Source organism: Thalassotalea agarivorans (assembly GCF_030295955.1).
Taxonomy (GTDB): Bacteria; Pseudomonadota; Gammaproteobacteria; order Enterobacterales; family Alteromonadaceae; genus Thalassotalea_D; species Thalassotalea_D agarivorans.
The window spans coordinates 2,847,392-2,868,959 of sequence record NZ_AP027363.1 but is presented as its reverse complement, the minus strand read 5'-3'; the positions used below and the strand labels follow the sequence as shown (position 1 = coordinate 2,868,959).

The 21,568-nt window shown below is 42.9% G+C and carries 16 protein-coding genes, 2 tRNA genes and 3 rRNA genes; 10 read left to right on the top strand and 11 right to left on the bottom strand.

What is annotated here, in order from left to right:
- Positions 1-40: 40 nt before the first annotated feature.
- Entirely contained in the window at positions 41-910 is an 870-nt protein-coding gene (locus tag QUD85_RS13070) for a PEP-CTERM sorting domain-containing protein (RefSeq protein WP_093331093.1), read from the bottom strand.
- Between the two features lie 330 nt (positions 911-1,240).
- Here QUD85_RS13070 and QUD85_RS13065 point away from each other — a divergent pair, with 330 nt between their 5' ends.
- Both QUD85_RS13065 and ssb read left to right on the top strand, forming a co-directional pair.
- Positions 1,241-1,636, top strand: coding sequence for an acyl-CoA thioesterase (locus QUD85_RS13065; RefSeq protein ID WP_093331096.1), 396 nt, complete (start codon positions 1,241-1,243; stop codon positions 1,634-1,636).
- 148 nt (positions 1,637-1,784) lie between these two features.
- Complete coding sequence (gene ssb / locus QUD85_RS13060) at positions 1,785-2,426, top strand: single-stranded DNA-binding protein (protein WP_093331099.1); 642 nt, start codon at positions 1,785-1,787, stop codon at positions 2,424-2,426.
- A 59-nt stretch (positions 2,427-2,485) separates the two neighbouring features.
- On the opposite strand, the gene QUD85_RS13055 is transcribed toward ssb, so the two are convergent.
- The 5 genes from QUD85_RS13055 to QUD85_RS13035 all read right to left on the bottom strand — a co-directional run bounded on the left by QUD85_RS13055 (position 2,486) and on the right by QUD85_RS13035 (position 8,190).
- Entirely contained in the window at positions 2,486-3,049 is a 564-nt protein-coding gene (locus tag QUD85_RS13055; protein ID WP_093331102.1) for a hypothetical protein, read from the bottom strand.
- Between the two features lie 27 nt (positions 3,050-3,076).
- Positions 3,077-3,802 carry a hypothetical protein gene (locus tag QUD85_RS13050; RefSeq protein ID WP_093331104.1) on the bottom strand — a complete coding sequence of 242 codons (726 nt, stop codon included), beginning with the start codon at positions 3,800-3,802 and terminating at the stop codon, positions 3,077-3,079.
- A 34-nt stretch (positions 3,803-3,836) separates the two neighbouring features.
- Positions 3,837-5,642 (bottom strand): gamma-glutamyltransferase, encoded by a 1,806-nt coding sequence (ggt, locus tag QUD85_RS13045; RefSeq protein WP_245732133.1) that lies wholly within the window; start codon positions 5,640-5,642, stop codon positions 3,837-3,839.
- A 93-nt stretch (positions 5,643-5,735) separates the two neighbouring features.
- Positions 5,736-6,836 carry an anhydro-N-acetylmuramic acid kinase gene (locus QUD85_RS13040; RefSeq protein ID WP_245732134.1) on the bottom strand — a complete coding sequence of 367 codons (1,101 nt, stop codon included), beginning with the start codon at positions 6,834-6,836 and terminating at the stop codon, positions 5,736-5,738.
- Positions 6,829-8,190: a peptidoglycan DD-metalloendopeptidase family protein gene (locus QUD85_RS13035; RefSeq protein ID WP_245732135.1), complete on the bottom strand. Its 1,362-nt coding sequence runs from the start codon at positions 8,188-8,190 to the stop codon at positions 6,829-6,831. The genes QUD85_RS13040 and QUD85_RS13035 overlap by 8 nt, the downstream gene beginning before the upstream one ends.
- 161 nt (positions 8,191-8,351) lie before the next feature.
- Between QUD85_RS13035 and tyrS the strand changes: the two genes are divergently transcribed.
- Together tyrS and QUD85_RS13025 are read left to right on the top strand one after the other, a co-directional pair.
- Positions 8,352-9,542 carry a tyrosine--tRNA ligase gene (gene tyrS, locus QUD85_RS13030; RefSeq protein ID WP_093331108.1) on the top strand — a complete coding sequence of 397 codons (1,191 nt, stop codon included), beginning with the start codon at positions 8,352-8,354 and terminating at the stop codon, positions 9,540-9,542.
- Positions 9,543-9,636: 94 nt separating this feature from the next.
- Positions 9,637-10,188 carry a DUF4136 domain-containing protein gene (locus tag QUD85_RS13025; RefSeq protein ID WP_093331111.1) on the top strand — a complete coding sequence of 184 codons (552 nt, stop codon included), beginning with the start codon at positions 9,637-9,639 and terminating at the stop codon, positions 10,186-10,188.
- On the opposite strand, the gene QUD85_RS13020 is transcribed toward QUD85_RS13025, so the two are convergent.
- Positions 10,160-10,684 (bottom strand): SixA phosphatase family protein, encoded by a 525-nt coding sequence (locus QUD85_RS13020; RefSeq protein WP_093331114.1) that lies wholly within the window; start codon positions 10,682-10,684, stop codon positions 10,160-10,162. The two genes, QUD85_RS13025 and QUD85_RS13020, sit on opposite strands and share 29 nt — an antisense overlap.
- Complete coding sequence (locus QUD85_RS13015; RefSeq protein ID WP_093331118.1) at positions 10,674-11,810, bottom strand: acyl-CoA desaturase; 1,137 nt, start codon at positions 11,808-11,810, stop codon at positions 10,674-10,676. Before QUD85_RS13015 ends, QUD85_RS13020 begins: the two co-directional genes overlap by 11 nt.
- 147 nt (positions 11,811-11,957) lie before the next feature.
- Between QUD85_RS13015 and fabR the strand changes: the two genes are divergently transcribed.
- Positions 11,958-12,572, top strand: a complete 615-nt coding sequence (gene fabR / locus QUD85_RS13010; RefSeq protein WP_093331122.1) for an HTH-type transcriptional repressor FabR — start codon at positions 11,958-11,960, stop codon at positions 12,570-12,572.
- 6 nt (positions 12,573-12,578) lie between these two features.
- Here fabR and trmA read toward each other — a convergent pair whose 3' ends face one another.
- Positions 12,579-13,673 carry a tRNA (uridine(54)-C5)-methyltransferase TrmA gene (gene trmA, locus QUD85_RS13005; RefSeq protein ID WP_093331124.1) on the bottom strand — a complete coding sequence of 365 codons (1,095 nt, stop codon included), beginning with the start codon at positions 13,671-13,673 and terminating at the stop codon, positions 12,579-12,581.
- Positions 13,674-13,856: 183 nt separating this feature from the next.
- A complete protein-coding gene (locus tag QUD85_RS13000; RefSeq protein WP_093331127.1) occupies positions 13,857-14,297 on the bottom strand; it encodes an RNA recognition motif domain-containing protein in 441 nt (146 codons plus the stop codon).
- A 691-nt stretch (positions 14,298-14,988) separates the two neighbouring features.
- Between QUD85_RS13000 and QUD85_RS12995 the strand changes: the two genes are divergently transcribed.
- From QUD85_RS12995 to rrf, 5 genes are all read left to right on the top strand, one after another.
- Positions 14,989-16,531, top strand: a 16S ribosomal RNA gene (locus tag QUD85_RS12995).
- Between the two features lie 135 nt (positions 16,532-16,666).
- A tRNA-Ile gene (locus QUD85_RS12990) sits at positions 16,667-16,743 on the top strand.
- 197 nt (positions 16,744-16,940) lie between these two features.
- Positions 16,941-17,016: transfer RNA gene (locus QUD85_RS12985), tRNA-Ala, on the top strand.
- Positions 17,017-17,416: 400 nt separating this feature from the next.
- Positions 17,417-20,301 (top strand): 23S ribosomal RNA (locus tag QUD85_RS12980).
- 209 nt (positions 20,302-20,510) lie between these two features.
- Positions 20,511-20,625, top strand: a 5S ribosomal RNA gene (gene rrf / locus QUD85_RS12975).
- The 16S, 23S and 5S rRNA genes sit together here with 2 tRNA genes alongside, the layout of an rRNA operon.
- Before the next feature lie 502 nt (positions 20,626-21,127).
- On the opposite strand, the gene QUD85_RS12970 is transcribed toward rrf, so the two are convergent.
- The gene (locus tag QUD85_RS12970) at positions 21,128-21,514 is read right to left on the bottom strand and encodes a DUF4345 domain-containing protein (protein WP_093332204.1); all 387 of its coding nucleotides are present in this window, start codon (positions 21,512-21,514) and stop codon (positions 21,128-21,130) included.
- Positions 21,515-21,568 lie beyond the last annotated feature (54 nt).

The window sequence follows — 21,568 nt, the reverse complement described above, 5'->3', positions numbered from 1 at the left end:
ATGTGATTTAAGAAAAAGCCGGGTTACCCCGGCTTTTTTATTACTTTCTTCTTACAAAGCCTAACAAACCTAACATCAGCAACATGAAACTTGCTGGCTCTGGCACGCCTGTAGCAGGTGGTGCTCCCGGAGGGCTGCTAGATCCGCCACTTGTGCGCAGAAAATGAAAGACGTTAAGGCCATAAATAGCATTGTCATTCAAGTTCGTGTAATCGCCTCCACAAACAGGCAAGCCACAATTTGATGTGGTCGCTATCATATCCACATCGGCAATGATAAATAGCGAACCTGCGCCCGCTGCGTACTCGCCAGCTGCCCAGTAGGCAGAGGTAATTTGGCCTGATGCATTTACACCTCCAATATTACCATTTTTCGCTAGTATTTCTGCTTCACTTAGTTGCCCTACATTGTAGTGTTGAGTCACATTTGATGCTGTACCAAAAGGACCGTCAAACAGTGGAGCGCCACCATTAGAAACGCTCCCATCACTTCCGGTCGTGCTCATACCTAACAATGTGCCTAGAACATCATGGGCCGAGTCATCTTGGAGTAAAAACAAATCGCCGCCGTTTAAAAAGAAATCGATTACCGCAGATGAAAAGGCAAAACCATCGCCATCTCCTACCCAAGGTGCAATGAACATATTGACACCGCTTAGAGATTCCTCGGTTACTTCACTAAGGGTAACCGTGGTGATCGTTTCTTTTACAATGCCGTCTGGGCCAAAATAGTCTGGATTCTCCAAAGCAGCACGAAAATCTGCCACACAGGTGCTATCCCATGCCCAGCAGTTACTTTGAGGTGTTATGGTTGTTGAAGCTCCACCGACAATGTAACCGGCGGAGGAATAGCTTGAAACTACAAACAACATACTGCATAAAATTGCTTTCAAACAATTATATTTCAGCATAATTATCTCCTTGTTAGTAAGCGCCACCTTACTTGGTAGCGTCTGTTTTATGCATAAAATATACCTGACTAAAAAACCATAAAGAAAACATGGTTTTATTGTCTTCACTACAAAAAAGTGGTTTTGAAGTGTAAAGATAACTGACATCGCAATGTCGATTTTATGGAGGTTGGTTACCTGGAAAGAGTTTCATCAAAGTGTATTTATGGCCTATTGAGATTGGATGAATTAATCTTGAGAATTTATGAAGATCACTCCGTCAGTTCTCGAATCCAAGGTTTAACTATGTTTTAATTCATTCAAGTTAAAAATCACCTGTAAGGCATTTCTATGTTTGTACAACATATTGAGCCTCGGTTTACTGATACCGACGCATTAGGACATATCAACAACACCGTTATACCGGTCTGGTTTGAAGGGGCCAGAGAGCCTATATTCAAATGGTTTACACCAACGCTTTCGCCCAAAGAGTGGCGACTAATTCTTGCCAATATCAGCGTTAATTTTCTAGCACAAATTTACTACGGAAAAACGGTTGAAATAAGAACCTCTTTGTCACGCATTGGTGGAAGCTCTTTCACTGTGTTTCAAGAGGTATGGCAAGACGGAAAATGTTGTGCAAATGGTGAGGCAGTTATGGTTCATTTCGACTATAAAAAGCAAAAATCTGCGCAAATTCCAGACGATATAAGAGCGCAAATGCAGCAGCATTTAAAAGTTGAATAAAAGCATGTTTTTGTACTCGCTATTGCGAAAAATTGGCAGTACAATGTTGCTTCTGTTTTACAGAAAATTTTACCGATGCGCACCTAAGGATCCTCAGTTCTCACGCGACATCGGCAGTCACTAAAACCTAATATATAAGAGAGGAAATATGGCCAGCAGAGGAATTAACAAAGTCATTATCGTCGGCAACTTGGGGCAAGATCCTGAGGTTCGTTTTATGCCAAACGGTGGTGCTGTTGCGAACTTTACCGTTGCAACATCGGAAACCTGGAAAGACAAACAAACAGGTGAACAAAAAGAGAAAACTGAGTGGCATCGTATTGTGATGTATAACCGCTTAGCTGAAATTGCTGGTGAATACCTCAAAAAAGGTTCAAAAGTATACCTAGAAGGTCGCTTACAAACGCGTAAATGGCAAAACCAACAAGGTGCTGATCAATATACGACAGAAATTATCTGTGGCGATATGCAAATGCTAGATTCGCGCGGTGCAGGTCAGGGTGCTGGTGGTTTTAACCAAAATGCACAGCAAGGCGGTTTTAACAACCAAAACCAAAATCAAGGATTTGGTGGTCAACAGCAGCAAGCAGCACCTGCAAGCATGCAACAAAATAACTATCAGCCACCATCACAAAACCAAAATCAAGGGTTTAGTGGTGGACAGCAACAAAATAGTAATTTTAGTGGTCAACAACAGGGTGGATTCAACCAACAGCAGAATCAGCAGCAACCTGCTAAAGTTAACCCACAAGAGCCTACTATCGATTTTGACGACGATATTCCGTTCTAAGACGTTAATGATTTATAAAAAAACCAGCTTTATGCTGGTTTTTTTATGCTACAAGACAACTAATGCTGGATTAGAGTGATTGTTCCCTCATTACTAAGATGATTTGAACAATCTAATTGTAAGATTTTTTCATCATCTAAAAAGGCAATCCACCAAACGAGATGAGTATGTTGACTGTTTTGTACTACCTGTTGCCAATCCTTAGCCTTTATCCAAATTCCAGAAAAGCTTTCACCAAATATGTAGGCTAAACCATCCGGTTTAGATAGTTTAAGAGCTTGGTCAAATGTGGCCAAATCTTCTGGGCTAAGAGTAAGTTCGCTGCATGATGCAAGCGTTTTAGAATTGTTTGTTGGTCTTGGCTGCACGTAGTAACTGCTGATTTTTTGCCAGCCAAAGTGTTGTTCAATCCAGTCTTCACAATTAAACGTTTTTGTATCAACAGCACCGGCAAACACGCCAGTGTTGTAACCAACCCCTATGAAACGGTCGCTCGCCCACGATATTTTGTTAGTAGAAAGCTGAAGCTCGGCTACAACAACGTTAAACGCGGCGACTTCTTGTTTAACCGCGTTTAAGTGGTTAAGCCTATCAAGCTTATTTTTTAACTTGGAAGTCGACAACCTATGTTCCTCTTGAATTGCTTCATATTAACTTTCACAGCCACTAGTGATCGACGGTTTTTTTGATTGGCTGTAACCAGAAGGAGGTGAGGGTAGTGTTGGATCGTTTGTTTTGGTATATCTAGTTATCTCATAGTCATCTTTCAATAAAAGTTGAGGCTGCCCTTTAGTGTTTTTATTTTGATTAATTAAAGCGTAAGCATAGCGGCTTTCAGTATTTTCACATTCAGTAACATAGAGGTTATATGACCACTTGTAAGGCATATTGGTATAGGTCTGATAATTATAGGTTTTAGCGCTATTATCTAGTTCTAACATTCTCACAGTTACATAGTTTTCAGAGTAGTCCGCTGTTACATGGGTCGTTAGGTTTTCATCTGGATCTTCTATTTTTCCTTGCCAGATACCGATGAGTTGCTTGGCATCAACAGCCTTTATTCGTTGAAACTTTCCCGCTTTACCTTTGAGTGGTGAAGGAAATTCTATGATTTGGTTTTTTATATCTACTTTTGTGCGGTATCGACGCCCTTCGATAGTAAAAATTAGCTCGCTGTTATTTGCTTTTACAAAAACAAAGGACACTCTTTTAAGATCTTTACTGCTATCAAAAGCCAACGGCAGTTGCACGTAAAAACCATTACCACTTTCGTATAGTTTTATCACTTCGTTTGTATTCTCATCGAGCCAGTATTCGCTTGCTTGTACACTAAAAATAAGGCTCCAATACAAAATCGCTGTAGTTAAATATTTCATAAGTTGACGTCCTTTTTGTTTTTATCTACTTTACTTAGTAACCACTTGCTTGACCATCTTTTCGCATTTCACTTGCACCGTGATACACGCCAGACTTTGGGTCCTTTAATATGGCCTGATAGCCACCAAAAGGTCCACTGGTAATGTGAACTTTATGACCTCGTTTTTGCAATTCTCGTACAACGCTTGCTTTAACACCGCTTTCGAGTTCAAGCGTGCCACCGTCATTCATGCGGCCTTCCCATGTCGGCGATGTAGAGCCCTTATGGTGAAAACGCGCAGCATCGCCAGCTTGTTGCACATTCATACCAAAATCAACAATATTGGTGACCATTTGCACATGCCCCTGAGGTTGCATCGCGCCGCCCATAAGACCAAAACTCATATAAGGTTTGTCGTCTTTGGTAATAAATGCAGGAATGATGGTATGAAAAGGACGTTTGTTTGGCGCATACACGTTTGGATGCCCTGGTGTTAAAGAATACTGCGCACCACGATTTTGGAAAATGAATCCTAGTCCATCAGCAACAAGTCCAGTGCCCATGCCACGATAGTTACTTTGAATTAAGCTGACCATCATGCCGTCTTTGTCAGCTACGGTTAGATATATAGTATCGCCTTCAATAAGTTTTGGATCGCCGTGTTCAACTTGCGTCGCGGCTTTGTCCATATTAATGAGCTTAGCACGTTGTTTGCCGTATGCTTCAGAAAGCAGGTAAGACAGGTCAATATCGTGATAGGCTGGATCAGCATAAAATCTTGCTCTGTCTTCAAAAGCCAGTTTTTTAGCCTCTGTCATTACATGCAAATAGTCAGCGCTGTTGTGTCCCATTTTTTTTAGGTCATATTGTTCCAATACTGTTAGCATCTGCAATGCTGCAATACCTTGACCATTTGGTGGCAGTTCCCAGACGTCATAACCGCGATAGTTGACGGATACCGGGGTTACCCAAGTGCTGGTATGAGAGGCGAAGTCGTCAAAACGAAGTGGACCACCAATACGTTTAAAGTACGCGTCCATCGTTTTAGCAATGTCACCTTTGTAAAATGCGTCACGCCCTCCTTTCGCAATTTTCTTGTAGGTGTTAGCTAAATCAGGGTTTTTGAATACTTGCCCTTCTGTAGGCGACTTCTCATTGATTAGATAGGTTGATTTGTAATTGCTAATCTCTTCAATTTCGCCGTTTGCAAATAATTTTTCATAGCGCTTTTGATAAATATCCATATAGTAGGCAATGACTTCGGTTACAGGAAAGCCTTGATCCGCGTATTGAATTGCTGGCGCTAAATTCTTTGCCATTGATTGCTTGCCGAATTTTCCATGTAATTCATACCATGCATCGACGGTTCCCGGCACGGTTACAGGTGGTGTGCCCCAGTTAGGAATTTGTGAAACATCGCCTATTTTGGCTTTAAGTTGCGCTAATGTTTGACCTTTTGCACTTCGCCCTGAACCATTCAAACCGTATAATTGCTTTGATTTTGGATCCCAAACGATAGCAAACAAATCGCCGCCTATGCCGTTACCCGTGGGCTCCATTAATCCTATAGCAGCATTTGCTGCAATGGCAGCATCCACTGCATTGCCGCCATCTTTTAGTACGTCAATGGCAACTTGCGTTGCTAAAGGGTGTGAAGTAGCCGCCATACCGTTAACAGCGAGTACAGGTGAGCGCGTTGCCCAAGGTGCCCCCACAACACGGTCTCCTCGACCATCCTCTCGCAAGGCAACCTCTTTACCTGTTTGATCATCTACAACAATATTATGTTGTTTAAATTCAGTGTTCGCTATCACGCTAAAAGCGAGGCAAGCAAACAAGCTTATCATTATTTTTTTCATGTACACCAACCCAGAATGACTGTTTTTTACACGGATAAATTGCTTAAAATCAGACTATTGAATAGTGCACAAAAGTGCAAGTTGAAGTGCGTTCTACGGTAGGAAAGTTACGCCTAATGTCGTGTTCGCTCGTGCGCCAGTAACAGAAGGTATGTTGCTTACTATCTGATGTTGGTGTGCATACGCTAGCCAAGCGAAGGCTAGGGCTTCAAACGAGTCGCTTTCGTACCCTAAGTTATGAAGAGAGTCGAAGGTGAAGCTCGGTAATGCTGCATTGATTGCATCGAATAAAACTGGATTGGCCACGCCACCGCCACACAAAATGATTTGACCCGCGTCGCAGCTATGCTTAATTGAATCGGCAATAGAATGTGCTGTAAGCGCAACCAATGTCGCTTGAACATCTTCTTTTTTAAACTGGTTAACATTAAAAGATGCTAACCAATCTAAGTTAAAATATTCTCTACCGGTACTTTTAGGCGATGGCTTTGCAAAATACGGATCGGCTAGTAAGTTTGTCAACAAAGGCGCTATTGATTGTCCTGAAGCAGCAAATTCGCCATCTACATCATAGCTACCATCAAAATGTTGCTGATACCAATCATCGAGTAAACAATTGGCGGGTCCAGTATCAAAACCAAGAACTGGCATGGACTTGTCTTCAGGAAGTACCGTTATGTTTGCGATCCCGCCAAGATTCACAATGATGTAATTTTGCTTTCGTTGTGAAAACAAATAGTTGTGGAATGCAGGTACCAAAGGTGCTCCTTGACCACCAAATACGATATCTTTGGTTCTGAAATCACCTACAACGGGAATGTTAGTTAAGGTAGCGAGCGTTTGATTGCAGCCAAGTTGTAAGCTAAAAGGGTGCTTGATATTAGGTCGATGACGCACAGTTTGACCATGGTTTCCAATGGCAACAATCTCTGACGGTTTGATTTTCTGCTTCAAGAGAAAATCATTTACAACCTCTGCGTATATACCACCAAGTTGCTTGTCTAGACGGCCAAGTTGTTCTATTTCTCGTTCGCCATCATTGAATAGTGCACGTATTTGTGACGCTATTTCGATCGAAAAAGGGTAGGTTTCTGCAGTAACTAACGTTGTTTGTTCGTGGTTAATCTCGGCCAAAGCAATGTCGATACCATCTACGCTGGTACCTGACATCAAACCAAGATAATAGTTAGCCACCAGTTACGACATCCTGCGTTGGATAAGACATGGTGAATGCTTGTTTTGAACTAAACAGTTCGCTCAGTCTTTGTTGTGCCAGTTGTTCAAACTCAACTTTGTATTCCTTTGCTATAGGTTTTGCATCGGGTAATTTGACCGTTCTCGGGTTTCTGTGAACGCCATTGAGCAAAAACTCATAATGCAAATGTGGAGCCTGAGACATGCCGGTTGAGCCGACATAACCGATAACTTGTCCTTGCTTGACGCGTTGGCCTTTTTTTACGGCTCGTTTTGAAAAGTGCAGATACTTGGTCACTATGCCATTACCATGTTGGATGAATACATAGTGGCCATTGTATTTGTTGTATGTTGAATGTGTAACGCGACCGTTGCCTGCCGCTACCACAGGGGTACCTGTTTTGGCGCGATAGTCTACACCATTATGTGCTTTCCAGCGTTTTTGAATAGGGTGGAATCGCTTTCGTTGGAAATTTGAACTGATATATCGAAAATTAACGGGGGCGCGCAAGAATGCTTTTCGCATACTTTTTCCATCAGGAGAATAATACTCTCCATCTTTAAATCGGATGGCCTGAAATTCCTCATTTCGGTTGATAAATTCTGCCGTTAATATTTTTCCCGTACCGATAAACTCGCCGTCTACAAAACGCTTTTCATAGGTGATATGGAAGCTGTCGCCTTCTCTAATATCTAGTGCAAAATCGATATCCCAACCAAAAATGTTAGCGAAATTGATGATTTGGCTATCGCTTAAACCAGCTGTGATTCCAGCGTTCCAAAAGCTTGTTTCTATGTAGCCATGAGCAAACGCTGATCTGATTTCAACGTCTTTAACTTGCTTGGTAGCAACATATTCTGTGCCGTCATATTTAATATGGTAGCTGTCAGTTTTTGAGACCACATAAATAAGTTCGATTAATTTGCCTTCAGTATTTGTTCCAACATTTATCTCATCGCCCGGCTTTATGCTTCTGAGAAAACCGGTGTCTTCTCCGCTCGCGTTGGCAATATCATGTGTGACGCGGCTGTTAAAACCGAGTCTATTGAGAATTTTAGCTAATGAATCACCACTTTTAACCGACTCTTTCAACCAAGTTAACTGGTCAGAAAAGAGCGAAGATTTTTTTTTCGGCGTTAGTATTGGCGCATCTGCATCAATGACCATAGTAGGCGTATCTTCGTTCGGTAATGCAATGTGATAGCGTTCGCCCGGACTAAATTCCGGTGCAGGTTCATCGTTACCTAAAAAAGCGGACAAAATAAGGAAAACAAAGGCGGCCAACAGCACGATGACGATCATCGCTCTGTGCTTCTCTGGAAACTGAAAATATAAATTCTTTAGCGTATTCAAGATATTAACTGCAAACTAGGGGATTGATATACGTTTATAGACAGCAACTATATCAAAAAAGTTTAATCTAAACAGCTTTAGGGTTTCCTAACGTGTCTAATATACAGTAGAATTCGGCAATTAATGTGTTAATAAATATTGTACAACCCGGAGTCGAAGTAATGACTGACGTTAACCACGCGTTTGCAGAAATCAAACGTGGTGCCGAAGAAATCTTGTTAGAAGATGAGCTGTTAGAAAAGCTAAAAGAAGGTAAACCGCTTAAGATAAAAGCGGGTTTTGATCCGACGGCACCCGATCTTCACCTAGGGCATACAGTACTTATAAACAAATTACGCCAATTTCAGCAGCTAGGCCATGAAGTCATTTTCTTGATTGGTGATTTCACCGGTATGATAGGCGATCCGACTGGTAAGAATGTAACTCGTAAGCCGTTAACTAAAGAAGACGTGCTAGCGAATGCTGAAACCTACAAAGAGCAAGTATTTAAAATTCTCGATCCGGCGAAAACTCGTGTTGAATTCAACTCTACTTGGATGGAACAACTTGGTGCTGCTGGTATGTTGAAACTAGCAAGTCGTCAAACAGTTGCTCGCATGATGGAACGAGATGATTTTAAAAAGCGTTACAGCGCTGGCCAATCGATTGCTATTCACGAATTCATGTACCCACTTGTACAAGGTTGGGATTCAGTCGCGCTTGAATCAGATGTAGAGCTAGGTGGAACAGACCAAAAATTCAACCTGTTGATGGGACGCGAGCTTCAAAAAGGTGAAGGACAACGTCCGCAAACTGTCTTGATGATGCCACTCCTTGAAGGCCTAGATGGCGTACAAAAAATGTCAAAGTCTTTGGGCAATTATATTGGTATCACTGATACGCCATCAGATATGTTTGGTAAAGTAATGTCTATTTCCGACGATTTGATGTGGCGCTATTTTGATTTGTTAAGCTTTAGACCACTTGAAGAGCTCAATCAGTTTAAAGGTCAAGTTTCAGCAGGTGCTAACCCAAGAGATTTTAAAATCTTGCTTGCTAAAGAAATTATTGCACGTTTTCATGATGACGCAGCGGCCGAAGGTGCGCATCAAGAATTTATCAATCGTTTCCAAAAAGGAGCGATCCCAGATGAAATGCCAGAATTTACCTTCGATTCCGAAATGCCAATCGCTAATCTGTTAAAAGAGGCCGGTTTAGTTGCTAGTACGTCAGAAGCTATGCGCATGATCAAGCAAGGTGCAGCTAAAATTGATGGTGAAAAAATTACGGATAATAAGCTACTTGTCGAATCTGGCACCCACGCAGTGTTTCAAGTGGGTAAACGAAAGTTTGCCCGTGTCACAATCGCTTAATTGAAAAAGGTCATTGCTTGCAATGGCCTTTTTTGTTTTGATAGATAGCATTAAAAAAATCTTGTAATGTTTTTGGATAGACTCCCTTAGCTCTATGAAACTACTCTCGTCATTATTGTTGCTCACACTGCTTAGTGCATGCAGTTCTTCGCCTGTAGTTTTTGCTAAGTATCAACGTAATTATGATTTTGGCGATATCGAAACGTATCGCTTTTATGAACGTAATTCTCAGTTTTCAGATTACCAAAATCTGTCTTTTTCGTTTCGAAACAGTATTGAAATAGCGATAGAAAAAACGCTCGATTTAAACGGTCTCACCTATGTAGAAACTGATGATAGCGATATTATCGTTGCCTATTACATTGTCAGTAACTCAAGCCGAAATTTTAAGCGTTACAATCGTGGTGTAAGGTTCTGTGAATATTGCCTGGCTGCCTATGGTAGAGAGGATGAGAAACGCACTATCTTACCAGCCTATCCAGGTTCTTTGGTTGTAGATTTACTAGAGACTGAGCACGAAAGAGTGATCTGGCGAAGTGTCGGTGAACTTAAATTAGAAGAAGAAGACAATAGTAATCAAGTTCAGCAAAAAGTCCGTGCTATGATTGCTGAGATGTTTAGTCAGATCCCTTTAAAGGGCAAGTAAATGTATGTGTTAATTTTTCTACGTGCATGTGTTCTTTCGTGTAATTGATTTTAAACAAAACATCGTACTCATCTTCATTAATCCAAGCATAGTTTGACCCAACCAATGCATTAACGAGCATAGGCGTGGTGTTTGAGTGCCCGACTATCAGCGTATTGTCATCTATCTTTTGGAGTTGACTGGCAAAATCTGCCAATGCACGTGGTTGATAATACTGAATAGGTAAACCTTGCTTTTTTGCAAGCGGCAGGGCCGTTTCATAAGTGCGATTGTATTGTGTGGAGAAAATCTGTTTGATATTCGCGTCGGACAGGTACTTACTCAGCGAAAGAGCTCGTAACTGACCACATTCAGTTAAGTGAGGGGTGTCTTTAGTGTCTTGTTTTTCAGCGTGCCGGACTAAGTAAAACGAATGAGAGTGTGTATCTGCCGGAGTGCTAGTGCACCCCAGCAGTAATACCACAGTGGTTAAAATCCAGAAAATTTTAGCCGGCATAAGCCGCCTGGGCTTGCCTTATCCAATGCTTTTGCATCATTTTTAAGTGTTGCTTAAGCTCTTGGTATTGGTGCATTAATTCAGAATGCTCAACGTCAGCTAACAACTGTTCCTTTTTTAGGGTAATAACTTGTTTTTTCGCCTCATAAAATTCATTCATTTTCAGTAGCAATTGCTCATAGTCATGCTGCAAATTTTCTATAATTTGGTCAGCATTAGGCAGCGCTTTTTTAGCGACGCGAGATTTACTACGTTTAAGAATCATGGCCAATTTAGCTTTTCTGATTTTATCTTCAGGTGTTACTCGTAACTTGGTGGCTAACCCCAAAAAAGCAAAGCTTTTGATTAGCCATTTAGTTGGATCAAAATGCCACCAACGGATCCCATTTCTGTAGTCGTTCTCAAAGATATGATGGAAATTGTGATAACCTTCACCAAACGTAAAAAACGCTAAAACACCGTTGTCACGTGCCGTGTTTTTATCGGTATAGGTTTGTTTACCCCAAATGTGTGCTAGAGAATTGATAAAGAATGTTGTGTGGTGGCTAAGCACTAAACGTAAAAAGCCCAGCAATAGTAAGCTGTTAATCACATCGCCCGTTGCTAGTCCAAACAAAATTGGAATACCAAAATTAGTTAGCGCCGCTAATAGTATGTAGTTGTTGTGTTGCCACATCACTATTTTATCTTTTTGAAGATCACGCGCATTGCTGTAGTCACTGTATGAGCTGGCAGTATACTCTCGGCACATCCAACCAATATGAGAATACCAAAACCCTTTCTTTGCCGAGTAGGGATCTTTGTCGTTGTTATCTACATGTTTGTGGTGGACACGATGGTCAGACGCCCAGTGTAGAATACTATTTTGCAGTGCAAAGGCTCCACCTATAGCAAACAACAACCTCACGCTCCAATGTCCACTGTAGGTTTTGTGGGACCATAATCTATGGTAACCAGCGGTTATAGATATGCCGCAAAAAATAAAACAAATCAGAGCTGCGAAAAGTTCGAGTCCAGTAAACCCATGCGTGAATGCTCGATATGGCACGCCAATAGCGGCGACGAGAAAAGTAGAAACAAATATGATTACGTTTAACCAAATAATGCGTGGTTTGTTATCAGTCATCTTTTAAAAATTTAAGTGTACACGTGTACGCTATTTTAATTCTCACGCTAAAAGTATCAAGTCCCAATCTTGATTGATTTACTAAGTTGCTATTAAAACGGTATTTTTTGTAAACTATGCTTCACTATTTATTACAAGTAAGACGCAATGACGGGTATTAGAGCTCAACAAAAAGAAAAAACGAGACGCCAATTAATTGATGCCGCGTTAGGCCAATTGAGTGCTGAGCGAAGTTTTTCTAGTTTAAGCTTGCGCGAAGTAGCCAAAGAGGCTGGATTGGCGCCCACCAGTTTTTATCGACATTTCTCAGATATGGATGAGTTAGGCTTAACTTTAGTAGATGAAGCAGGTTTGACATTGCGTCAATTAATGCGTCAAGCACGGCAACGCATTGAAAAAGGTGGCTCAGTTATACAGAGCGCTGTTCATACCTTTATGGAGTTTATTGAGCAAAGCCCGAATATTTTCAGATTGCTACTGCGTGAACGCTCAGGAACAAGTAAAGCGTTTCGTTCGGCGGTAAATCGGGAAATTCGTTATTTCACCCTAGAACTTTCAGACTATTTGCAAATTGCCAATAGTATGGATGTGGAAGTCGCTTATTTGCAGGCGAATGCGGCTGTAACGATAGTCTTTAGTGCGGGCTCAGAAGCGTTGGACGCTAATAGTAAGGAAAGAGAAATCATAGCGATGCGCACAATTCAGCAACTTCGAATCGTTGCGCGCGGCGCTGCAGATTACAACGCGCGCTATAAAAAATAGGTGCGTTTATTTCTTAACCAGAACAACGCCCATTTCTATGTGGTCCGTATAGGGAAATTGATCAAATAGCGCAGAGTTTTCAATCGTGTGTGTTTGCAGCAGAACATTTAGATTATTTTTTAATGTTGCCGGGTTACACGAAATATAAATGATACGATTGAAGCGGCTAATCAATTTGCAGCTGTCTTCATCTAATCCTGCGCGCGGCGGATCGACCAACACAGTCTCCCAGCTGTATGTGGTCAAATCAAAATCAGCTAAGCGACGAAAAGTTCTTTCGCCAGCCATAGCTTGACTAAACTCTTCCGCCGATATTCTGACAATATCAACATTATCAAGATTGTTTCTTTTTATGTTTTCCTGTGCGGAATAAACGGAAGATTTACTAATTTCTGTTCCTAATACACGGTCAAAGTTTTGTGCAAGTGCAATACTAAAATTGCCATTACCACAGTAGAACTCGATTAAATCTCCGCCTAGCCCTTTTGTGGCATTTTGCGCCCAGGTCAGCATTTTTTCGTTTACACCAGCATTGGGTTGAGTGAAGCTATTCTCTACTTGCTGATAATGAAACTGCTGACCATTAACAGTCAGTGTTTCATTGACAAAATCTTTGTCGATTACGACTTTCTGTTTTCTCGATCGACCAATAATATTGGTTGGTGCAATGTTATTTAATTCAGCCTTAAGTAATGCGGCTTCTTTTTGCCAATTGTCATCGAGCGGCTTGTGATAAAGCAGGCTGACCAGTAATTCTTCACTTTTGGTTGATAAAAAATCTACTTGGAACAATTTACGTCGTAATGTTTCATTCTGGCGACAGTAAGTGATAAGTGCTTCCATCGCTTTATTGATGGTTAGACTAGCTACAGGAAATTGATCGACCCTATATTTTTCCTTTGTTTCACTATTAAACATAATGTAAAACAAGTCGTCCCCGTCATGCCAAACACGAAACTCGGCGCGTTGGCGATAGTTAAGAGGCGTTGACGTGAATACGTCAAACGTTGGCATATCCATATCTTCAAAAAGCTCGCGCATTTTAGCTTGCTTAGATGCTAATTGTGACTCGTAGTTTTCTGCCTTAATGTGGTCGAACATTTTTTACCCTCTTTATGGAAACGCGCAAATTCTACTGATAGATTTTTAGTTGTCCATAAAAACCGTGTTAACAAATACAAAACTATAAAAGATTGTGCTTTGTACCCAGATTTATAGTTATTTTAGTAATAGATACAAAAAAGCCCCATATAATGGGGCCTAATTAATCGTCTATGTTTTTCTTTAATTATGTTCTGGTCTTTCTTTAGCTTCTCTCACTTTTAGAGTGCGTTGCTGAAACTCTGAATCATTCAACGCATTTATCGCGCTTTTTGCACTGCTTGCAGCAATTTCCACAAAACCAAATCCACGTCTTTTGCCTGTTTGCTTATCCTTCATAAGTCTAACAGAGTGCACATAACCGTGGTTTGAAAACAAGGTGCGAACCGCTGCTTCATTAGCTCTGTATGGCAGATTGCCAACATATAAAGTTTTAATATCTTGATTGGTGTTATTGGCATCCTTGCAAATAGCTTGAACTATATAAGGAGAAAGTAACGCGCCTACTAATATCCCGATTGCACCTTGGTGTGACAAGTTAGTTAAAACATAAGGAAATACAAAGTACCCGATGGTGCCTAAGATAATGGCAATTAATATCGTTATAAGATGACGATTATTCATAGTTATACCTAATTATTATTCTAAATTTTGTTATATGCAGTAGTAAAAGAAAATAACGCTGCATGTCTTATGTTACCGAGCTTTTTATGAAGTGCAACTATTTGAATAAAAATTCTAATAAAATCAATATTAAAGCATTAATAATGCTTGCTTTACATACAGTTATGGATATTTGCTCTGCATCGTTATTGTTGGTTTATTGAGCGAACAAACCAAAACTTTAAAAAAGGGGTTGCATTGACCTAAAAAATCCCTAAAATGCGCATCCACTTCTCGGGGACAAGCCAAGAAGCTGTTTTGATAAGTTTAGTAAGCGAATATGGTTATTAAGCAGTTAACAAAACCTCACAAAATAAATTAAAGTTTTTTTGTAAAAAAGGTTGACATCAAAACAGGGGCGCGTAAAATGCGCATCCGCTCTCAACGGTAGAGCACACGCTGAACACGAGTGTGATGTTTAGCGAGATTCGCAAGAATCGTTCTTTAACAAATAGTTATCAAGCAATTTGTGTGGGCACTCACGTTAATGTTGGTTTTACCAAATAATTAACTCAGTGAGTGACACAAAGTCTAAATCAATGTTTATATTGATTAGGCGCTTTTGTCAGTTTTTTGCTTCTGCTTTTTTTAAAAGCGGAGACGATTAATATTCATTGAGCATCGTATCGATTTATCGATACACAAACGATTTTAATTGAAGAGTTTGATCATGGCTCAGATTGAACGCTGGCGGCAGGCTTAACACATGCAAGTCGAGCGGAAACGAAGAGGTGCTTGCACCTCTGGCGTCGAGCGGCGGACGGGTGAGTAATGCTTGGGAATATGCCATAAGGTGGGGGACAACAGTTGGAAACGACTGCTAATACCGCATAATGTCTACGGACCAAAGGAGGGGCTCTTCGGACCTTTCGCCTTTTGATTAGCCCAAGTGAGATTAGCTAGTTGGTGGGGTAATGGCCTACCAAGGCGACGATCTCTAGCTGGTTTGAGAGGATGATCAGCCACACTGGGACTGAGACACGGCCCAGACTCCTACGGGAGGCAGCAGTGGGGAATATTGCACAATGGGGGAAACCCTGATGCAGCCATGCCGCGTGTGTGAAGAAGGCCTTCGGGTTGTAAAGCACTTTCAGTTGTGAGGAAAGGTTAGTAGTTAATACCTGCTAGCTGTGACGTTAGCAACAGAAGAAGCACCGGCTAACTCCGTGCCAGCAGCCGCGGTAATACGGAGGGTGCGAGCGTTAATCGGAATTACTGGGCGTAAAGCGTGCGTAGGCGGTTACATAAGTCAGATGTGAAAGCCCGGGGCTCAACCTCGGAACTGCATTTGAAACTGTGTGACTAGAGTATTGTAGAGGGTGGTGGAATTTCCAGTGTAGCGGTGAAATGCGTAGAGATTGGAAGGAACATCAGTGGCGAAGGCGGCCACCTGGACAAATACTGACGCTGAGGCACGAAAGCGTGGGGAGCAAACAGGATTAGATACCCTGGTAGTCCACGCCGTAAACGATGTCAACTAGTTGTCTGTGCACTTGATGCGTGGGTGACGTAGCTAACGCGCTAAGTTGACCGCCTGGGGAGTACGGCCGCAAGGTTAAAACTCAAATGAATTGACGGGGGCCCGCACAAGCGGTGGAGCATGTGGTTTAATTCGATGCAACGCGAAGAACCTTACCATCCCTTGACATCCAGAGAATTTTCTAGAGATAGATTAGTGCCTTCGGGAACTCTGAGACAGGTGCTGCATGGCTGTCGTCAGCTCGTGTTGTGAAATGTTGGGTTAAGTCCCGCAACGAGCGCAACCCTTATCCTTATTTGCCAGCGAGTAATGTCGGGAACTTTAAGGAGACTGCCGGTGATAAACCGGAGGAAGGTGGGGACGACGTCAAGTCATCATGGCCCTTACGGGATGGGCTACACACGTGCTACAATGGCGTATACAGAGGGCAGCGAGACCGCGAGGTGGAGCGAATCCCAGAAAGTACGTCGTAGTCCGGATTGGAGTCTGCAACTCGACTCCATGAAGTCGGAATCGCTAGTAATCGCGAATCAGAATGTCGCGGTGAATACGTTCCCGGGCCTTGTACACACCGCCCGTCACACCATGGGAGTGGGTTGCAAAAGAAGTGGCTAGTTTAACCTTCGGGAGGACGGTCACCACTTTGTGATTCATGACTGGGGTGAAGTCGTAACAAGGTAACCCTAGGGGAACCTGGGGTTGGATCACCTCCTTATCTTGAAAGGTGAAACAACATTATCGGTCGATAATATAACATCCGTGTTAAATCGACACAGGTACATCCATGTACCAAGAGTGTTCACACAAATTGCTTTGATAACGAATGTAAGAGAAGAAATGAAACTGCAGAAGGTCTGTAGCTCAGCTGGTTAGAGCGCACCCCTGATAAGGGTGAGGTCGGCAGTTCAAGTCTGCCCAGACCTACCAATTTAGGCGCCTATCGTCATTTTTTCATGACTCGTTTAGCTAAAGTAAACGTCGCCATAAAAGAACTAACGATATTCATCCTAAATGATTGGATAGAACATGCATACTCAATAGAGCGCACCCCGTCGCGAAGCTATAAAAAGCGGTGAGGTCGGCCTGTTTTTGTTCAAGTCTGCTCAGACCTGCCATAGAAATATGGGGCTATAGCTCAGCTGGGAGAGCGCCTGCCTTGCACGCAGGAGGTCAGCAGTTCGATCCTGCTTAGCTCCACCAATTTCACATACTCTCTTACGCTAGAAATTAAATCTAAATGGCCAGTTCAACAAACTGAGCGACTATTTAGATTTAGTTTCTTTAAGGAACATGCTCTTTAACAATTTGGAAAGCTGATATTAATACCCGGTGTTTATAGTGTCGCGCTATAAATACCAACTTGATACATAATCTTCCTTGTTATGTATCACGATAAGTTTAACGACTTATCAGATAACGTTTTAATTTATTAAGACGTTCTCAAAATTCTTACTCAAGAAGCTCATTATGAGCGCAATCAGTCCACATACACATCCGTGTTGTTTTAGGTTTTTAGCCGTAAAGCGTTAATGATTTTTTCGTTATCGCCTTATCGCTGACAGCTTACAGCAAATAATCGGTAGATTATTTAGGGTTGTATGGTTAAGTGACTAAGCGTATATGGTGGATGCCTTGGCAGTTAGAGGCGATGAAAGACGTGTTAATCTGCGATAAGCTCAGTTGAGGTGATAAAAACCGTTATAGACTGAGATTTCTGAATGGGGAAACCCACCCGTCATCAGGCGGGTATCTTTATCTGAATTCATAGGATAAAGAGGCGAACCGGGAGAACTGAAACATCTAAGTACCCCGAGGAAAAGAAATCAACCGAGATTTCCTTAGTAGCGGCGAGCGAACGGGAATTAGCCCTTAAGCGGGTGTGCGTTAGTGGAATGTTCTGGAAAGGACAACGATACAGGGTGATAGTCCCGTACACGAAAACAAGCACTTTGTGAAAACGAGTAGGTCGGCACACGTGAAATGTTGACTGAATATGGGGGGACCATCCTCCAAGGCTAAATACTCCTAACTGACCGATAGTGAACCAGTACCGTGAGGGAAAGGCGAAAAGAACCCCTGTGAGGGGAGTGAAATAGAACCTGAAACCGTATACGTACAAGCAGTGGAAGCCCTTCGGGGTGACTGCGTACCTTTTGTATAATGGGTCAGCGACTTATGTTTTGTAGCAAGGTTAACCGATTAGGGGAGCCGTAGCGAAAGCGAGTGTTAACTGCGCGTTTAGTTGCAAGGCATAGACCCGAAACCCGGCGATCTACCCATGGGCAGGTTGAAGGTTGGGTAACACCAACTGGAGGACCGAACACACGTATGTTGAAAAATGCGGTGATGACCTGTGGGTCGGAGTGAAAGGCTAATCAAGCCGGGAGATAGCTGGTTCTCCCCGAAATCTATTTAGGTAGAGCCTCGGACGAACACCATCGGGGGTAGAGCACTGTTAAGGCTAGGGGGTCATCCCGACTTACCAACCCTTTGCAAACTCCGAATACCGATGAGTGCTATCCGGGAGACACACTATGGGTGCTAACGTCCATAGTGAAGAGGGAAACAACCCAGACCGCCAGCTAAGGTCCCAAAGTACTAGTTAAGTGGGAAACGATGTGGGAAGGCCTAGACAGCTAGGAGGTTGGCTTAGAAGCAGCCACCCTTTAAAGAAAGCGTAATAGCTCACTAGTCGAGTCGGCCTGCGCGGAAGATGTAACGGGGCTAAACTAGTCACCGAAGCTGCGGATTTATCCTTTTGGATAAGTGGTAGGGGAGCGTTCTGTAAGCCGTTGAAGGTGTGTGGTAACGCATGCTGGAGGTATCAGAAGTGCGAATGCTGACATGAGTAACGATAAAGGGGGTGAAAAACCCCCTCGCCGAAAGACCAAGGTTTCCTGTCCCATGTTAATCAGGGCAGGGTAAGTCGGCCCCTAAGGTGAGACCGAAAGGTGTAATCGATGGGAAACAGATTAATATTTCTGTACTTCTATATATTGCGAAGGAGGGACGGAGAAGGCTAGGCAGGCATGGCGTTGGTTGTCCATGTGAAAGATTGTAGGCTGGTGACTTAGGTAAATCCGGGTCGCCTTAAGGCTGAGAGTCGAGACGATGTTCTACGGAACAGAAGCTGTTGATGCCCTGCTTCCAGGAAAAGCTTCTAAGCATCAGATATATAGGAACCGTACCCCAAACCGACACAGGTGGTTAGGTAGAGAATACTAAGGCGCTTGAGAGAACTCGGGTGAAGGAACTAGGCAAAATAGTACCGTAACTTCGGGAGAAGGTACGCCGGCTAGGGTGATGGGACTTGCTCCCTAAGCTTTGGTCGGTCGAAGTAACCAGGTGGCTGGAACTGTTTATTAAAAACACAGCACTGTGCAAAATCGAAAGATGACGTATACGGTGTGACGCCTGCCCGGTGCCGGAAGGTTAATTGATTGGGTTAGCTTTGCGAAGCTCATGATCGAAGCCCCGGTAAACGGCGGCCGTAACTATAACGGTCCTAAGGTAGCGAAATTCCTTGTCGGGTAAGTTCCGACCTGCACGAATGGCGTAATCATGGCCACACTGTCTCCACCCGAGACTCAGTGAAATTGAAATTGCGGTTAAGATGCCGTATACCCGCGGCTAGACGGAAAGACCCCGTGAACCTTTACTATAGCTTGACAGTGAACATTGCTCCTACATGTGTAGGATAGGTGGGAGGCTTTGAAGCGCAGACGCCAGTTTGTGTGGAGCCAACCTTGAAATACCACCCTTGTATGCGTGATGTTCTAACCTAGGGCCCTTATCGGGCTTGGGGACACTGTCTGGTGGGTAGTTTGACTGGGGCGGTCTCCTCCCAAAGCGTAACGGAGGAGCACGAAGGTTGGCTAAGTATGGTCGGACATCATACGGTTAGTGCAATGGCATAAGCCAGCTTAACTGCGAGACAGACACGTCGAGCAGGTGCGAAAGCAGGTCATAGTGATCCGGTGGTTCTGTATGGAAGGGCCATCGCTCAACGGATAAAAGGTACTCCGGGGATAACAGGCTGATACCGCCCAAGAGTTCATATCGACGGCGGTGTTTGGCACCTCGATGTCGGCTCATCACATCCTGGGGCTGAAGTCGGTCCCAAGGGTATGGCTGTTCGCCATTTAAAGTGGTACGCGAGCTGGGTTTAGAACGTCGTGAGACAGTTCGGTCCCTATCTGCCGTGGGCGTTTGAGAATTGAAGAGGGCTGCTCCTAGTACGAGAGGACCGGAGTGGACGAACCTCTGGTGTTCGGGTTGTCATGCCAATGGCATTGCCCGGTAGCTACGTTCGGAACTGATAACCGCTGAAAGCATCTAAGCGGGAAACAGGCTTTGAGATGAGTTCTCACTGGACCTTTAAGGTCCCTGAAGGGTCGTTGGAGACTACGACGTTGATAGGCGGGATGTGGAAGCACTGTGAGGTGTTGAGCTAACCCGTACTAATTGCCCGTGAGGCTTAACCATACAACACCTAAATGATTTAGGCCACGTACCATGTTCCAGACAGGTACCTGATGACCTACATCCATGTAGGCCTCGTATGTAACGATTGATTGAATCGATAAGAATTGAGTATTAACTATTAGTTTTCCAATATTGAAGTAGATGGATAGACGTCGCTCCTTGCCTTCCATGGCATCGCGACATAAGTACATCCATGTACAAAGTTTTTGCTTAGCGACAATAGCACTGTAGAACCACCTGATCCCATGCCGAACTCAGAAGTGAAATGCAGCAGCGCCGATGGTAGTGTGGGAGGTCCCATGTGAGAGTAGGACATCGCTAAGCTTTTATTCCTAAGAAAAGCCTGACTTATGTCAGGCTTTTTTTTTGGAATAAAAAAGGGACGAGAAAAACATCGTCATCCCTACTATGATACGGGATTTCCTATGTTTTTGGTGCGCGTTGCTTAAGGGAACAAGGAACGTGGAGTCTTTTTACACACAGCACGAAGCTCGAAGTATGAATCGTTTTTACTTATCGCATAAAGCTAATAGCCTATAGCTAGTTCTTACACCGTCATCCCGTACTATGATACGGGATCTCCAACGTTTTTGGTTCGCGTTGCTTAAGGGAACAAGGAACGTGGAGTCTTTTTACACACAGCACACAGCTCGAAGCACGTAGCAGAATAGGAACGAAAAAAGCATCGTCATCCCGTGATGTCGTTACACGGGATCTCCAGCTTTATAGGTTCGCGTTGCTTAAGGGAACAAGGAAAGTAGGTTCTTTTACACGCAGCACGTAGCTCGAGGCTCGCAACCCGCAATGAAAACGTGGATGATGTGACTTATTTATTATCTAATCGTTTCAGTAACCAAAAAGCAAAGATTGCAGCGAATATCTCAGAAGCTAGGTAAGCGATCATTAAATTGTTAGCTTCGCCATCAATAATCATGCCCATAGTACGGGAACCACCCATAGCAATCATCAATATTACTATCCAAGCTAGTGCTAGTTTTATCAATGCGTTTTGTCGTGCTAAGTAAAATAGAGAAATACCAATGGCGATTGAGAAGCCGCCATATGTCGCTCTTAGATCTATAAAAGCGTTGTTTTCAATAATGACTTGATGTGTCAGCCAATAGAATTGCTCCCCTGGCTTGACAAGAAAAAGGACACCGTAACCGAAAAAGACAATAGCGGTAAAGTAGATAAAGGCTTTTGCAATAGTCATTTTTGAACCTAGTAAAATATGTTTCTTTTGAATTTAACCAAAAGTAAGGAATGT

Excerpts from the sequence above, each read along its gene's own strand:
- QUD85_RS13065 (WP_093331096.1), top strand. The coding sequence starts at position 1,241 with ATGTTTGTACAACATATTGAGCCTCGGTTTACTGATACCGACGCATTA.
- ggt (WP_245732133.1), bottom strand. The coding sequence starts at position 5,642 with ATGAAAAAAATAATGATAAGCTTGTTTGCTTGCCTCGCTTTTAGCGTG.
- fabR (WP_093331122.1), top strand. The coding sequence starts at position 11,958 with ATGACGGGTATTAGAGCTCAACAAAAAGAAAAAACGAGACGCCAATTA.
- tyrS (WP_093331108.1), top strand. The coding sequence starts at position 8,352 with ATGACTGACGTTAACCACGCGTTTGCAGAAATCAAACGTGGTGCCGAA.
- QUD85_RS13050 (WP_093331104.1), bottom strand. The coding sequence starts at position 3,802 with ATGAAATATTTAACTACAGCGATTTTGTATTGGAGCCTTATTTTTAGT.
- trmA (WP_093331124.1), bottom strand. The coding sequence starts at position 13,673 with ATGTTCGACCACATTAAGGCAGAAAACTACGAGTCACAATTAGCATCT.
- QUD85_RS13070 (WP_093331093.1), bottom strand. The coding sequence starts at position 910 with ATGCTGAAATATAATTGTTTGAAAGCAATTTTATGCAGTATGTTGTTT.
- QUD85_RS12970 (WP_093332204.1), bottom strand. The coding sequence starts at position 21,514 with ATGACTATTGCAAAAGCCTTTATCTACTTTACCGCTATTGTCTTTTTC.
- ssb (WP_093331099.1), top strand. The coding sequence starts at position 1,785 with ATGGCCAGCAGAGGAATTAACAAAGTCATTATCGTCGGCAACTTGGGG.
- QUD85_RS13015 (WP_093331118.1), bottom strand. The coding sequence starts at position 11,810 with ATGACTGATAACAAACCACGCATTATTTGGTTAAACGTAATCATATTT.
- QUD85_RS13000 (WP_093331127.1), bottom strand. The coding sequence starts at position 14,297 with ATGAATAATCGTCATCTTATAACGATATTAATTGCCATTATCTTAGGC.
- QUD85_RS13020 (WP_093331114.1), bottom strand. The coding sequence starts at position 10,684 with ATGCCGGCTAAAATTTTCTGGATTTTAACCACTGTGGTATTACTGCTG.
- QUD85_RS13025 (WP_093331111.1), top strand. The coding sequence starts at position 9,637 with ATGAAACTACTCTCGTCATTATTGTTGCTCACACTGCTTAGTGCATGC.